5 protein-coding genes and 1 pseudogene are annotated in these 15,007 nt (G+C 75.1%); 5 read left to right on the top strand and 1 reads right to left on the bottom strand.

The features are described 5' to 3' along the window. The 5 genes and pseudogenes from ACIQBJ_RS05360 to ACIQBJ_RS05380 all read left to right on the top strand — a co-directional run. Positions 1–5,762, top strand: a pseudogene (locus tag ACIQBJ_RS05360) (hypothetical protein); the annotation flags it as partial. A 104-nt stretch (positions 5,763–5,866) separates the two neighbouring features. Further along, positions 5,867–7,336: a hypothetical protein gene (locus ACIQBJ_RS05365; protein ID WP_400703878.1), complete on the top strand. Its 1,470-nt coding sequence runs from the start codon at positions 5,867–5,869 to the stop codon at positions 7,334–7,336. 50 nt (positions 7,337–7,386) lie between these two features. Further along, entirely contained in the window at positions 7,387–10,758 is a 3,372-nt protein-coding gene (locus tag ACIQBJ_RS05370) for a right-handed parallel beta-helix repeat-containing protein (protein ID WP_400703881.1), read from the top strand. Beyond that, positions 10,755–12,059, top strand: coding sequence for a S8 family serine peptidase (locus ACIQBJ_RS05375; RefSeq protein WP_400703884.1), 1,305 nt, complete (start codon positions 10,755–10,757; stop codon positions 12,057–12,059). The genes ACIQBJ_RS05370 and ACIQBJ_RS05375 overlap by 4 nt, the downstream gene beginning before the upstream one ends. Before the next feature lie 146 nt (positions 12,060–12,205). Next, positions 12,206–12,871 (top strand): sigma-70 family RNA polymerase sigma factor, encoded by a 666-nt coding sequence (locus ACIQBJ_RS05380; protein WP_400703887.1) that lies wholly within the window; start codon positions 12,206–12,208, stop codon positions 12,869–12,871. A 267-nt stretch (positions 12,872–13,138) separates the two neighbouring features. Here the strand turns inward: ACIQBJ_RS05380 and ACIQBJ_RS05385 are convergent, their stop codons facing one another. Continuing rightward, entirely contained in the window at positions 13,139–14,902 is a 1,764-nt protein-coding gene (locus tag ACIQBJ_RS05385) for an FUSC family protein (RefSeq protein ID WP_400703890.1), read from the bottom strand. Between the last annotated feature and the right edge of the window lie 105 nt (positions 14,903–15,007).

The raw sequence follows: 15,007 nt of genomic DNA on the forward strand, positions 1-15,007 counted from the left end.
AGGAGGCCGATCGGAAGGCGAAGGAGAAGGCTGCCCGGGAGGCTCAGGAGGAGGCCGATCGGAAGGCGAAGGAGAAGGCTGCCCGGGAGGCTCAGGAGGAGGCCGATCGGAAGGCGAAGGAGAAGGCTGCCCGGGAGGCTCAGGAGGAGGCCGATCGGAAGGCGAAGGAGAAGGCTGCCCGGGAGGCTCAGGAGGAGGCGGACCGGAAGGCCAAGGAAGAAGCGCAGAAAGCGAAGGACGCCAAGGCGGCCAAGGAGGAGGCCTCCAAGCTCCGGGTCGCGGAGATGGAGAGGCGGCCGATCCGGGGCACGGACCTGGTGATCGAGCTGACGGCAGGTCAGTCCGCGGTGCGGGACCGCGTGAAGGCGGTGCTGGAGCGGGTCTCGCCGGGGGACGAGGTGGCGATCAAGGCGTTCGCGGACGCGTACTTCGGGCCCACGGCGTTGCGGCCGATGGTGGCCGCGCTGTCCCAGGGCAAGGTCTGGGAGGCGCCGTTCAGCAGCAACAGGTGGTCGGGGAAGATCCTGCTGGGCGGCAAGGTCACCGGGCGGGAGTGGACCGGTCTGCGGGCGATCGAGTTCGAGAACGGCGTCGACCAGCGGACCAGCACCGGCACCCGGTCGGACGGCAGTTGGCAGACGAGCGTGGGCCTGCAGTCGAAGCAGTCCGACAGCGTCGCCGACGTCACCGACATGCTGGGTTACTTCTACGACAACGGCCACAGCGACGTGGAGTTGGAGATCGGCGGGCCGGTGGCCCGTTCGAAGGGCACGGTCGACGCCGACCTGTCCCTGACCCACCTCGAACTGAACCTGGAATTCGGGCAGTTGAAGCACGGCGGGTCCGTCGTGGAGGTGACCGGCCCGAAGCCGACCGAGCAGGCCGGCGGCCCGGGGCCGAAGGCGGAGGAGGACCACACCGCGCCAGTGAGGGTGACGGTGCGGACCGCTGTCCCGTACCACCCGCCGGTGGCGCCCGGGGACAAGCTGATCGCGCCGGAACGCCTGCTGAACGGCCGGATCGGCGGTCAGGACATCGTCCAGGAGCTGCGCCCGCTGGAGTCCACGGAGGCCCACCGCCCCGGCAGGGAGGCGGTGGAGGAGATGCTCGACCAGGTGGAGCAGCGGCTGAAGCAGGCGGTGGCCGACGCCGCCGCGAGGCCCGGGCCCGCCGGGGACCACGAGATGACGGACCTCGGCGGCAACCGGCCGCCGCGGGACGACGGGGCCGAGCAGGTTCTCGCGAACTGGCCGCAGCTGCGCGAGCAGATCCGTTCCCAGGTGGGCTTCGAGCGCCTGGAGCGGAGCCTGCGGAGCATGACGGCGGACGAGCCGATCAGGGTCGAGATCGAGGTGGGCCCGCTCCACCGGCGGCGGACCGTCTCGGTGGACATCACGGCGAAGGTCGAGCAGCCGGACCACATCGGGTCGGTCAAGGCTCCCGAGTTCAACATCGGCACCACCGTGCAGCAGGTCCACAGCACGGCGAAGAGCACCGGGCACGCGCTCCAGGGCTCCCTGGTGCCGTCGATCAAGAGCAAGGCGGTCTCGGACAACGCGAACGCGAACATCCGGGTCGGCCTGGAGCACGTCACGATCGAGGGGTCCAGCGAGACCTCGCAGCTGAGCAGCAAGTCGAAGACGGACGGGGCGCTGTTCGACGCCGACGTCCGGTACGACCTGACCTTCGACAACGGTCACACGGTTGCGACGGGGCCGGTGGCCAAGGTCCGGCTCCTGGTCGACCAGGCCGACACCACGGCGCCCCCGAAGGAGGGGGCGGAGGCCGCGGCCCCGCCGAAGAAGCCGCTGCCGCCGCAGGAGCCGTCGTACGACGTGTGGAAGGACGGCCTCCGGGAGGACGTGGTGGTCCGGGACGTGGGGAACGTCGCCGACCTGCGCACGAAGCTGAAGAGCCTGGGCACGGGGACCCACGCCGCGTTCTGGAAGGAGCACGGCGAGGAGGTGCTGTCCCGGGCCGGCCAGTCCAACCTGGCTCCCCGGCTGGTCGGGATGACCCGCGGCGAGCCGCTGACGCTGTTCGACAACGGCAAGCACGTCGTCACCGCGGTCGCCAAGGTCAAGGAACTCGTCTACCGGCGGCACGACGCCGCGGCGGAACTGAACCAGGTGAACGAGAACACCGGGTTCAGCGCCGACCGGCGGCTGCTCTCCACCACCGGCGCGGTCCAGGGCCAGCTCGGCGGGGCGTTCCACCCGAACAGCCCCAAGCCCGACGGCGACCTGGTCGCCTCGGGCGGCAAGCTGTACCGCGACCGCTTCGCCTGGCGGGCCCGGGACGCCGACCGGATGTACGCCAACGGCAAGTACGGGGCGCCGCAGGCGATCTTCGGCGCCGACCTGACGGTCGAGTTCCACATCAAGGTCAAGGGCGAGGCGGGGGAGCCCCTCACAGCCGACCTGCACGCCGAGTTCGGCCTGGACACCCGGAACACCGAGGACACCAAGGTGCTGCCGGGCGAGGACGGTAAGGTCCGGCTCACCCCGCCCGAGCCGAAGGAGCAGCCCCCCCACGGGAAGGGCCGCAAGGAGGGCGAGGACGGCAACGAGCACAAGGAGAACGACGGGAACGAGGAGCACAAGGAGGGCGACGGGAGCAAGGAGCAGAAGGAGGGCGGGGACGGCGCGAAGCCGAAGAGTCCGCCGCCGCCCTACCTGGCGCCGACCCGGATGCGCGACCAGCGCGAGCTGAACGCCTCCTACGTGGTGCACAGCCTGTCCGGCGCCGACAAGGTGGCGGCCGTGGTGAAGCAGAAACTGGCGGACAAGCACGGCACGCTCACCGTCGAGCAGAAGCGCCGGGTCGAGAACTCCTTCACCGAGACCGGGTTGAAGACCCGGCTGGCCGAGCTGACCCTCGGCGGCAGCATCACCAAGAAGATCTCGGGCAAGTCCTGGACGGCCGAGGTCACCGTCACGGCCGAGCTGGGGAGCAGCACGCACCACTCGTCGCTGGCCAAGTACGAGTTCGAGTCCGGCGCCCTCAGTTCCAAGGGGCAGGGCTACGCGCACGACGAGCTCCACCGGCTCACCGCCGGCGCGGTCGGCAAGTACAAGAACAAGCTGTTCGACGTGACGCTGGGCTACATCTGGCGCCGGGACCGTGCCCAGGGCAACGTCGCGGACACCATCGGTTCGGTCTCCAACCGCGGCAAGCACTCCGAGCCCGCCGAGCTCTTCGAGACCGGGGTCACGTACCGGATCGACATCAAGCACACCGTCAAGCACACCGGCCTGGAGCTGTTCCACCGCGCCGACCACGAGACGGTGCGGGCCGACGCCCGGGTCGCGGTGCCGCGGCGCGACGCCGAGAAGGTGCCGGCCCCGGTCGAGCCGCCGCAGGAGCAGCCGCACCGCCTGGACCGCGACCGGCTCGACTCGTCGGCGATCGTCACCGACGTGCACCGGTACCGGACGCCCGAGCAGAAGCGGGCCGACGCCGCGGCCCGGCAGCAGCGGGACGCCGCGGAGGGGGAAGCGCCCGTCGGGCCGCCGCAGCCGTCCCTGGGCCGGTCGGTCCTCGACCAGATCACGTCGTGGCCGCAGGAGGAGCGCAGGACCGTCCGGGTCCCCGGGCAGGGCATCGCCTGGGAGGGCGAGCGGAACCGGTCCCTGCCCAAGGTGCACGACGGCGTGCTGCCGGAGCAGGACGCGGCGGGGACCGGCTCCCGGTTCCGGAAGAACCCGTTCCAGTGGAGTTGGAAGGAGTTCGCCCTGACGCCGGAGGGCCGGACGGGGCACAACCCGCTCAAGTGGGACTGGGAGGGCCTGGTCCGGCAGGACGGTGTGGTGCGGAAGGTGGTGCCGGTCGGCGATCCCCGCCACGTCCTGGTGGTGGAGAAGAACCCGCTCCGGTGGGGCTGGAAGGAGTTCGCCCTGACGCCGGAGGGCCGGACGGGGCACAACCCGCTCAAGTGGGACTGGGAGGGACTGGTCCGGAAGTCGGAGCGCGACCCGGGCGGCAACCCGTTCCGGTCGGACTGGAAGGGACTGGACCGGAAGCTGGAGGCCGCGCTCACCCCGGAGAAGCTCCAGGCCCGGCTGAAGGCCATGACGGCGGGCGACCCGATCGTGGTCCGGCACGGGCGCAGCACCGTGCGGATCACCGCTGTGGTCCGCAACGACCTGCGGGACCTCGGCCACACCGGTGACACCGAGTTCAACGCCAGCACCCAGGTGCAGCACGGCTACACCAACACCGACGGCGTCACCGCCTACGGCGAGGGCAGCGGCCACTCCGTCACCGTCGGCGCCGTCGGCTACGTCGTGCTGCCGTCCGGCGTCACGATGAACGTCGGCGGCTCGTTCAACGGCGCCCGGGGCACCGACCGGATCGACACCGTGGCCGACGGCTTCACGGCCGGTTCCGGGACCAAGGCGAAGGTGGCCGGCCGGGCCTTCGAGGGCGTCGCCCGACTGCAGATGGAGTTCACCCGGAAGCCGTGGGTGGGCGCGAGTGTCTTCCGGCGGCGCACCGCGGACATCGGCTTCGAGACCATCGTCGAGACCACCGAGACCTCCACCCCGCAGCGGGAGGCGACCCCGGCGCCCGAGAAGCCGGTGCCCGGCCGGATCCACCTGCCGCCGGCGCGGATCGAGAAGCACGGTCTGCGCGACACCGACGTGCTGCGCTGGCTCGGCGACGTCGGCGGCCTGCACGACCTGGTGCGCCAGGGGGCCGAGCAGTACTTCGGTTCCCGCACCTGGGAGCGGGTCAGGCCGACGGTCGAGAACGTCGTCTCGCACAGCTACTTCTCCGCGCTGCTGCACTCCGCGAGCCAGGGCGTGCCGGTCTCCACCGGCAAGCCGCCCTCGCACTGGGACCTCGGCAAGGGGCTGGGCATGGAGGTGAAGGTGGAGGTCGTCGACCTGGAGCACCAGGGCAACCACCAGAAGGCCGTGCTGAGCCCGGCCAACAACGGCTCCGCCGGCACCGAGCACAGCGAGCTGAAGGTCCGTCAGTGGGGCTTGCAGGCCCAGGTCGGCGCCAAGCTCGGCGACGACCTCACCCCCTACAACCCCACCGGCACGCTCGGCCTGCAGCACCAGTGGCGCAACGGCGGCAGCCTCGGCGACTCCGGCGGCGGGATCGCCAACGGCAAGTACGAGATCCCGATGGGCCGGTTCAAGGGGGCGGCCAAGGTCACGGTGACCTTCTTCGACGGCTCCGCGCCGACGCCCCAGGACGGCGGCGGCGCGAGCGGCCCGGCCAAGGCCCCGCTGGCCGGTACGCTCCCGTTCACGGTGGACATCCCGCTGGAGGAGGTCAGTGTCGTCCAGGTCGCCGAGGCCGACCTGCCGCTCCTGGACGGCCTCCACCGGGCCCTGGCCGACGGCACCGCGGACTGGCCGACCCGGTTCGCCCCCCGCACCGAGGAGGAACTGCACCAGCAGGTCACCGCCGTCGGACTGAGCCGCACCCTGTTCGGCGAGGACTCCGGGCACGTCGAGGACGGGACGGGGCCCGCCCTCGACGCGAGCGACCTCGGGGCGCTGCGCACCGCCCACGCGCTGGTCGGGCTCGCCGGCGGCACCGCGGAAGGGGCGACGGCCCTGGTCCGCCGGCTGTTCGGGCTGCCGGAGGGCACCGGGCCGACCGCCGGTCAGCTGGCCGACCTGGTGCTCGCCGTGGAGCGGCTGTCCCGCGGCGGCCGCGTCACGGTGGACGGGCTCACCCGGCTGCTCCGCTCCGAGGAGCAGAGGATCGTCGACGCCCTGACGGGCGGTTCCCCCCACGGGTGAACCGCCGGGCCGGTCCGGCCCGTAGCTAGGGAGTGGGAGCGTCCGCAGTCCGGTCGGCGGGGCGGTCCCGTCGACAGGACCGCATGGGGAGCCGAGGAGTTCTGGTGGGTACGAGCACGGGTGGAAACGGTTCTCAGGCCGGCGCCGGGGGAGTCCAACTGCCTTCGGTCGCCTGGGAGATCGAGGAGGGCTCCGGCGGGGCCGCCGGGTCCGGCGCGCCCTCGTACGGGCAGGTGGAGCCCGCCGCGGCCCAGCCGGCCGCGTCCGCGCCGAAGTACGGCCGGGTGCTGCCCGACCCCAACGCGGTGCGCCGGCCGGCCGCGCCGCCCGCCGCCGAACCGCAGCCCGCGGCGGCCCGGCCCGGGCCCGCCGCCGAGGCCCAGGCGGAGGCGGAGGGCGACGACCGGCGGGCCCCGCGGCCGCCCCGCACCCCGGCCGGGGTGTTCCCGTTCCTGTCGCCCGAGCAGGAGCCCGCCACCGCCCCGATGCCCGACCCGACCGCGGGGGGCTTCGACGGCGACGACCCGGACGGGGCCGACGGGGAGGAGGAGCCGGAGCGCCGCCGTTCGAGGAAGCCGATGGTGCTCGCCGCCGTCACCGCCGGCGTGCTGCTGCTCGGCCTGCCGTTCGTCCTCACCGACAGCGGCCCGAAGACCACCAACACCTCGGCCGGCCAGGCCGACCAGCCGCCCGCCGGCGGCCCCGAACTGGGCGACCTGCTGCCCACCCCGGGCCCGAACGACCCGACCGCCGTCCCGGCGCCGGTCGACGCCGCGCTGCTCCCGGGCGGCTCGGCCGCGCCGACCTCCACCGACCCCGCCGCCGCGGGCACCGCCGGCGGCACCGGCACCGGCGGCAGCACCGGTGGAACCACCGGCGGCGGCTCCGCCGCGGGCGGCGGGACGGGCGGCACCGGCGGCGGCACGGGCGGCGGCTCGACCTCCGGCGGCTCCGGCACCGGCGGCACCTCCGGCGGCTCCGGCACCACGGGCGGAACCACCACCGGCGGCGGCGCCCCGGTCGTCCCCGCGCCGAACAAGACCACCGCCCCGGCCGCGCCGAGCTTCAGCGCCGTCGCCGGGACCGGCTGCACCAACGCGGGCACCGGCTACGACCAGAACGGCTGGTACACCGAGGGCAGCACCGGCTGGACCAGCAGCAGCACCGGCGGCTACGCCGGTTCGGGCTGCAGCGGCAAGTACGTGTCGCTGCCGATGTCCGGCAACGCGAGCAAGGACGCCGGCAAGTCCGTGCTGTGGGCGTTCACCACCAACCCGGTCCCCTCCGGCACCTGCAGGATCTCGGTGTACATCCCGAACAACGGCGACGTGAAGGCCGTCGGCGGCAAGCCCGCCTACTACACCGTGCAGCGGTACTTCACCACCGGCGAGGGCACCATCAGCGCGTTCACCATCGACCAGACCGCCAACCGCGGCAAGTGGGTCAACGCCGGGACCTTCCCCGCCACCAACGGGAAGATCGCCGTGATGCTGCACGACCGCGGCATCGACTTCGGCTCCGGCGCCGAACAGGCCCACCACGCGGCCTCCGCCGTCCGCGCCGACTGCTCCTGACACCTCGTCAGCCCGCCCCGCCCCCCGCCAGGAAGAGGAGACTCCCCGCCATGTCGCGCCACGTGCTGACGGTCTGCCCGGAACAGCGGGACGGCCGCTACCGCACGATCGGCGAGGCACTGGCGGAGGCCCGCAGCGGCGCGGTGATCTCGGTCCGGCCCGGCCGGTACGAGGAGAACCTGGTGATCAACAAGCTGGTCACCATCACCGCCGCCGAGGCCCGCGGCACCGTCCGGATCACCGCCCGGCGCGGCTGCGTGGTCCAGGTCACCGCCGAGGCGGTGCAGTTCACCGGCCTGATCCTGCAAGGACAGGACGAGGAACTGCCCGCCGTCGACGTGCCGCGCGGCCAGGCCGCCTTCCAGGACTGCGAGATCGTCGGCAGCTCCTGGACGGCCCTGCTCACCCGCGGCGACGGCTCGCTGGCGATGCGCGGCTGCCGGGTCACCAACCCGGCCGGCGCCGGCCTGGTGGAGACCTCCACCGGCAACAGCGTCATCGAGGACTGCGTCGTCGAACACCTCGGCAGCTCCGCCGTGGTGATCGGCGAACGCGCCGACCCGCTGCTGCGCAACTGCGTGCTGCGCGACGCCCGCGGCAACGGCATCTGCGCCAACGGCGACGCCCGCGGCACCTTCGAGGGCTGCGAGATCTCCGTCACCGACAAGCCCGGCATCGCGCTGGAGGAGAACAGCACCACCCGGCTGCTGCGCACCGACGTCCGCGACACCACCATCGGCGTCTACATCAGCTCCACCGCCCGGGTCGTGCTGGAGGACTGCACCGTCACCGGCACCTCCGGCCACGGCATCGCGCTCGCCGCCGGCACCGACCCCGAACTGCGCCGCTGCCGCACCGTCCGCACCGCCGGCCACGGCATCCACGTCACCGGCCGCTCCCGCGGCACCTTCGAGGACTGCGAGGTCGCCGCCGCCCAGGGCACCGGCATCTGGATCGGCGAGTCCTCCGGCCCCACCCTGTCCCGCACCGTGGTCCGCGACTGCGGCGGCGACGGCCTCGAACTGACCGGCGACAGCGCCCCCGACCTGGACCGGCTGGAGGTCCGCGACGCCGCCGGCACCGGCGTGCTGATCACCGAGGGCGCCAACCCGCGGCTGCGCCGCGCCGCCGTGCACCGCGCCAAGGGCGACGGCGTCGCCTCGCTGCGGGACGGCCGCGGCCAGCTGGAGAAGTGCGAGGTGCTGGACGCCGGCCGCTCCGGCATCCGGGTCGCCGACGGCGCCGACACCCGGATCGGCGACACCGTCGTCCGCGGCGCCACCGGCTCCGGCGTGCTGCTCGGCCGGGTCGGCACCGCCCAGCTGCGGGACTGCGAGATCACCGGCTCCGGCGAGGACGGCATCACCGCCGAGGACGGCGCCGACCTGACCTGCACCCGGGTACGGGCTACCGGCAACCGCCGCCACGGCCTCCGGATCGGCAGCGGCGCCCGCGCCGTCCTGGCCAAGGTCACCGCCGCCGAGAACACCGGCGACGGCGTCCGCACCGACTCCGTCGAGGCGGTCCGGCTCACCGGCTGCACGCTCTCCCGCAACAAGGGCTCCGGCCTGCGGCAGACCGCCGCCAGTGAGCGGCTCGCCCTGGAGGAGCTGGTCAGCGAGGAGAACGGCCTGCCCGACGCGCACGGCACCGCCGCCGCCACCACCCAGACCTCCGTCCCGGCCGCCCCTTCGGCCGGGGCGGACCCCGCCCCCGGCGGCCCGGCCGCCACCCCCGCCGACCCGGCCCCGGCCGCCGCGTCCGCCGCCCCGCCCGGGCCGCTGGAGGTGCTGGAGTCGCTGGTCGGCCTGGCCGGCGTCAAGGAGCAGGTCGCCACCCTGGTCAACCTCAACAAGCTGGCCCGGCGCCGCGAACTCGCCGGCATGCCCGCCCTCCCGATGAGCCGCCACCTGGTCTTCGCCGGCCCGCCCGGCACCGGCAAGACCACCGTCGCCCGGCTCTACGGCAGCATCCTCGCCGAACTCGGCGTGCTGGCCGGCGGACAGCTCGTCGAGACCTCGCGCGCCGACCTGGTCGCCTCCATCATCGGCGGCACCGCGCTGAAGACCACCGAGGTGTTCCGCTCCGCGCTCGGCGGCGTCCTGTTCATCGACGAGGCGTACACCCTCTCGGCCGGCTCCGGCGGCAGCGGCCCCGACTTCGGCCGGGAGGCGATCGACACCCTGGTCAAGCTGATGGAGGACCACCGCGAGGAGATCGTCGTCATCGTGGCCGGCTACTCCACCGAGATGACCGACTTCCTGGCCTCCAACCCCGGCCTCGCCTCCCGGTTCAGCCGCACCGTCGAATTCGCCAACTACTCCGACGAGGAACTCGTCACCATCGTCGAACGCGCCGCCGCGAGCCACGGCTACACCCTCGCCGACGGCACCCGGGACGCCCTGTGCACCCTGTTCGAACGGCTGCCCAAGGGCGAGGACTTCGGCAACGGCCGGGCCGCCCGCAAGGTCTTCGAGGAGATGGTCGACCGGCAGGCCACCCGCCTCGCCGCCCACCCCGAGATCACCGACGAGGACCTGGCCCGGCTCCTCGCCGAGGACGTCACCCCCGCCGGGCCCGACCCCGCCGCCCGCAAGGACGGCACCGAACTGCTCGCCGAACTCCGCGCCATGGTCGGCCTCCCCGCCGCCAAGGAGCAGGTCGAGGACCTGGTCGACCTGCTCCGGCAGACCCGCCGCCGCGAGGAGGCCGGCCTGCCCACCGCGAAGATCGGCCACCACCTGGTCTTCGCCGGCCCGCCCGGCACCGGCAAGACCACCGTCGCCCGGCTCTACGGCCAACTCCTCGCCGAACTCGGCGTCCTGCCCACCGGCCAGCTGATCGAGACCGCCCGCGCCGACCTGGTCGGCCGCTACATCGGCCACACCGCCCAGCTCACCAAGGAAGCCTTCGACCGGGCCCGCGGCGGCGTCCTGTTCATCGACGAGGCGTACACCCTCACCCCGCGCAACGGCGGCGGCGGCAACGACTTCGGCCAGGAGGCCGTCGACACCCTGATGAAGCTGATGGAGGACCACCGCGACGAGGTCGTGGTCATCGTGGCCGGCTACGAGGACGAGATGCAGCACTTCCTCTCCTCCAACCCCGGCCTCGCCTCCCGCTTCTCCCGGCAGATCGAGTTCGGCCACTACACCGACGACGAACTCGTCACCATCGTCGGCCGCCACGCCGAGAAGGCCGGCTACACCTGCTCCCCGGAGACCGTCGCCGCCCTCGCCCGGCACTTCGCCGGCGTCCCCCGCGACCGCACCTTCGGCAACGGCCGCTACGCCCGCCAGACCCTCGAAGGCATGATCACCCGCCAGGCCCGCCGCCTCGGCCGCCTCGACTTCGCCGACGTCTCCGAACTCAGCCTCCTCCTCCCGCAGGACCTCGCCACCTCCACCGGCACCCCGGCATGACCCCGCACCCCGGCACGACCCCGCCCCGGACCCGGCACGGCCTCCGGCCGCAGGACGCGGGGCCGCTCGGGCGGCGGGCGTCGGCGGCGGCGCTCGGGTGCGCGGTGGTGTACGTGCTGGCGCTGCTCGGGCCGGGCGGGACGGCGGCCGCGGACACGCCCTCGCCGTCGCCGACGGATCTGCCGACGGTCCGTCAGACCCTGCCGGACGTCCAGGAGAACGGCTGCCGCAAGGCGTCCACGAAGAGCGTCGACGGGCTCCCGTGGGCGCAGGTCTACCTGCACCCCGAGGCGGTCTGGCCGCTCGGGCGGGGCAAGGGCGTGACCGTCGCCGTGCTCGCCTCCGGCGTGGACTCCGCCGCGGGCGGCGCGGCCGGCCCGCTCGCCGGACGGCTCCGGCTCGGGCCCCGGGTGTACGGGCAGGGCGACTCCGGACGGGACTGCGTCGGCCACGGCACGCTGCTCGCCGGACTGGTCGCGGCCCGCGCCGCGAGCGACGGCGGACCGGCCGGCGTCGCACCCGAGGCCACCGTGCTCGCCGTCGCCGTCACCGACGACGCCGGCACCACCACCCCCGACCTGCTCGCCCAGGGCATCCGGGCCGCCGCCGACAACGGGGCCCGGATCGCACTGGTCGGCGTACCGGCGGCCGGCTCCAGCCAGCAGCTCGCCGACGCCGTCGGCTACGCCACCGCCAAGGGCGTCCTGCTGGTCGCGCCCACCGCCCCCGACGACGCCCAGGCCAAGGGCGCCGTGTACCCGGCCGCCCTGCCCGGCGTCCTCGCGGTGGCCGGCGTCGGCCCCGACGGCGCCGCGATCAACGCCGCCCCCGCCCGGGTCGACCTCGCCGCCCCCGGCACCCAGCTCCGCGCCCCCGGCCCCGGCGGCGGCCAGTTCACCACCGACGGGGCGAGCGGCGCCGCCGCGCTCACCGCCGGGACGGCCGCCCTGCTGCTCTCCCGGGAACCCGCCCTCACCCCCGACCGGCTCGCCGCCCGCCTGAAGGCCACCGCCTACCGGCCCGGCACCGCCGTCCCCGACCCGCTGCTCGGCTGGGGCACCGTCGACCCCGTCGCGGCGCTCTCCGCCCCGACCGCCGCCGCCCCGACCGCGGCCGCGCTCCCCGCCCCGCAGGTGGTCGTCCCGCCCGCCCCCGACCCGACCCCGGTCCGCCGCGCCACCGCGCTGGCCTGGTCCGCCGCGGCCCTCGCCGTCGTCGTCGCCCTCGGCGCGGCCGCGGCCCGGGTCCACCGCCGCCGCACCGGCGACACCGCCCGGCACCCGGCCCGGCACCCCGCCTGACGCCCCGTCGGCCCCGCCCGGGCGGCCGCATTGGCGCGACGTTGGCGCGACGTTGGGACAGCCCGCGAAGGTGGGCGGCAGAAGGTGGTGGGCCAGGCGGGGCGGCTTGCCCAATGCCGACGATTGTTGTGAAGGGCTCTACCGCCGTGGCCATCGACGCTACTGCTCATCTGAAGGACACCCACCCGACCACCGGGCCGACCGACGGAGCGACAGCCGCACGACCGGACACCACCAGGGGGACCGCACCCACCGCGGGCACCCCCGGCGCGGCCTGCGCGCCGCGACGTCCCACCCTCGACCAGCAGACCCTGGCCGAGCTGTACCGCCTGCACGGCGGCTACCTGATGCGCGCCATGCTGCGCGCCACCAGCGGCGACCGGGGCAAGGCCGAGGACATCGTCCAGGAGACCCTGCTGCGGGCCTGGCAGAACCCGGACGCGATCCGTCGCGGCCCCGAGCACAGCCGCCCCTGGCTGTTCACCGTGGCCCGCCGGATCGCCATCGACCACTTCCGGATGCAGTCCGCCCGCCCCCAGGAGGTCGCGGGCGAGACCCCCGAGGGCCACGGCGGCGCCCACGACCCCTACGACGAACTGCTGGACGCCCGGGACATGGCCGTCGCACTCGCCGAACTCCCCTCCCACCACCGCGACGTCCTGGTCGAGCTGCACATGAAGGGCCGCTCCGTGGTCGAAGCCGCCGCCGCCCTCGGCATCCCCGTCGGCACCGTCAAGTCCCGCAGCTTCTACGCGGTCCGGGCCCTCCGCCCGATCCTCGAAGCCCGCGGCCTGGCCACCGCGGACCGCTGACGCCCCGGGTGCCGCCTCCCCCCGGCCCGGATCACGCCCCCGCGGGCAGGGTCCGGGCCGGGGAGTCGGCGGGCGGCGGCGGGACGACCCGCCAACTGCCGCAATCGGGGTCCTCGGCGATCTCGGAGAAGAACTCCGGCATCCTCGCGTCCGCCGCCATGAGGAACTCGCTCGACGCCCGCGCCTCCCGTCCGATCGCCGCGCTGCGGGCCGCTGCCCGACCGTCGACAGTAGGCTGCCCCGACCCGGTCCTCCCGGGACGCCGGGTCAGCGGCGGTTGCCCGGGCGGGTGGTGCGGCCGGTGGTGCGGCCGGTGGGGCGGGTGCGCGGGGCGGGCATCCGGCGCAGGCCGGCCGCGGCGTGGCGGAGGCGGTGGCGGGCGCCGTCCGTCCCCGGCCGGGAGGCGAGCGCGGTGTCGACCGTCCGCTCGACCTCCTCGATCAGGTCGGCCCACTGCCCGGTGCTGCGCTGCCGCCACGGCGGCTCGCGCCGAATCCGCTCGAACTCGGCCCGGGCCAGGGCGAGTTGCAGGTGCGCCCGGGGCGCGGCGAGCGCCGAGGCGGGGCGCGGACGCCCCGGCCCGAGGGTCAGCGCGGCCTGCTCGACCGCCCCCGCCAGCCGGCGGGCCAGCACCAGCTGCCGGGTCCGGCCGCCGAACAGCTCGCAGGCCAGCACCGAGGCCAGGCAGCCGATCGCGCAGTTCGCCAGGATCGGGCCGAGCAGCGGCAGCGCCGGGTCACCGGCCAGCTCGGTGGCCATCAGCACCACCGTCGCCAGCGCCGAGGTCTGGTACAGGTAGCCCGTCCCGGCCAGCGCCGGGATCAGCCCGGCCGCCACCGCCAGCACCCCCACCAGCGCCCACGCCGAACCGGTGGACGCCAGCACCAGCCCGCTCGCCAGCGCCGCCAGCGCCGTCCCGGCGAATCGTTCCAGCGCCCGCCCGGTGACCGGCCCGACGTCCGGACGGCAGACGAAGGTCACGTTCAGCACCGCCCAGTACGGGTGCGGCAGGTGCAGCCGGGCCGCCGCCGCCCCGGCCAGCAGCAGGGCCAGGCCGACCCGCAGCCCGGCCAGCCAGGAGCCCGGGTCCGCCAGCACCGGCCGCACCACCGGCCACTGCCGCACCGCCCGTCGGCGCAGCCGCTCCGCCACCGTCGCGCGCGGCCGGGACGTCCCCGGGGCGACCGCCGCCCGCGCGGCCCGCACCATCCGCGCCTCGAACGCGCACCCCGCCACCGGCCAGGCCGGCCCGGCCCCCCGCCCGCCCGTGCGCCCTTCGGTGAGCGCGGCCGCCTCGGCGCGCAGCCGGACCGGCAGCGCCGGGTCGACCGGCAGCCCGTGCGACCCGGCCGCCGAGGCCAGCTCGGACAGCACCAGCAGGCCCGGCAGGTGGCGTCCCAGCAGCGTGCTGCCGCCGACCGCGACGGTGCGCCGGGCCCGCTCCACCGCCTCGTGCAGCGCCCGCCGCCGGTCCGCGCCCGCCGGGCCGACCGCCTCCAGCGCCTCCGCACAACCCGTCAGGCACTGTGCCAGCAGCGCCCGTTCGGGACGGTCGCCGCGCAGCGGCCGACCGGCCAGCGCCAGCCCGACCACCGCCAGCGCACCGCCCAGCAGCAGCGCCGGACCGTGCCAGAGCGGACCCGGCAGCGGCACGTCGAGCACCAGTTCGGCGTCCATCAGCAGGATCATCCCGGCCAGCGAGCCCTCCGGCCCGAGGCAGGACAGCACGCCCGCGACCACCCCCAGCGCGGGCAGCACCCACCCCTCCAGCGGCCCGCCGTGCGCCGCCAGCATGGCGAACGCCCCGACCATTCCCAGCAGTTGAGGCACCGCCATGGTGACCGCCCGGTGCCGGTACCCGGCCGCCACGTCGGTCAGCACCGCGGAGAGCGCCCCGAGGGCGACCATCACCCCCTCCAGCGGACGGCCGACCAGCAGCCCGCCGCCGACCGGCCCGCCGATCGCCAGCAGCGACCGCCAGGCCGCGGTCGGAACGGTCGGCGGCCGCTTGGGCGCACAGGTCTGCCGCACCCACGGGAGCAGCGCGGGGGGCCCGGGCGGGCGGGGTCCGGACGGGCGGTGGCCGGACGGGCGGGGTCCGTGTCGAAGTGTTGCCATGCGGCCCATGCAAGAGGA

The organism is Kitasatospora sp. NPDC088391 (assembly GCF_044753345.1).
In the GTDB taxonomy this organism is placed as follows: domain Bacteria; phylum Actinomycetota; class Actinomycetes; order Streptomycetales; family Streptomycetaceae; genus Kitasatospora.

Coding starts and splice junctions, on each gene's coding strand:
- ACIQBJ_RS05370 (WP_400703881.1), top strand. CDS start 7,387: ATGTCGCGCCACGTGCTGACGGTCTGCCCGGAACAGCGGGACGGCCGC.
- ACIQBJ_RS05375 (WP_400703884.1), top strand. CDS start 10,755: ATGACCCCGCACCCCGGCACGACCCCGCCCCGGACCCGGCACGGCCTC.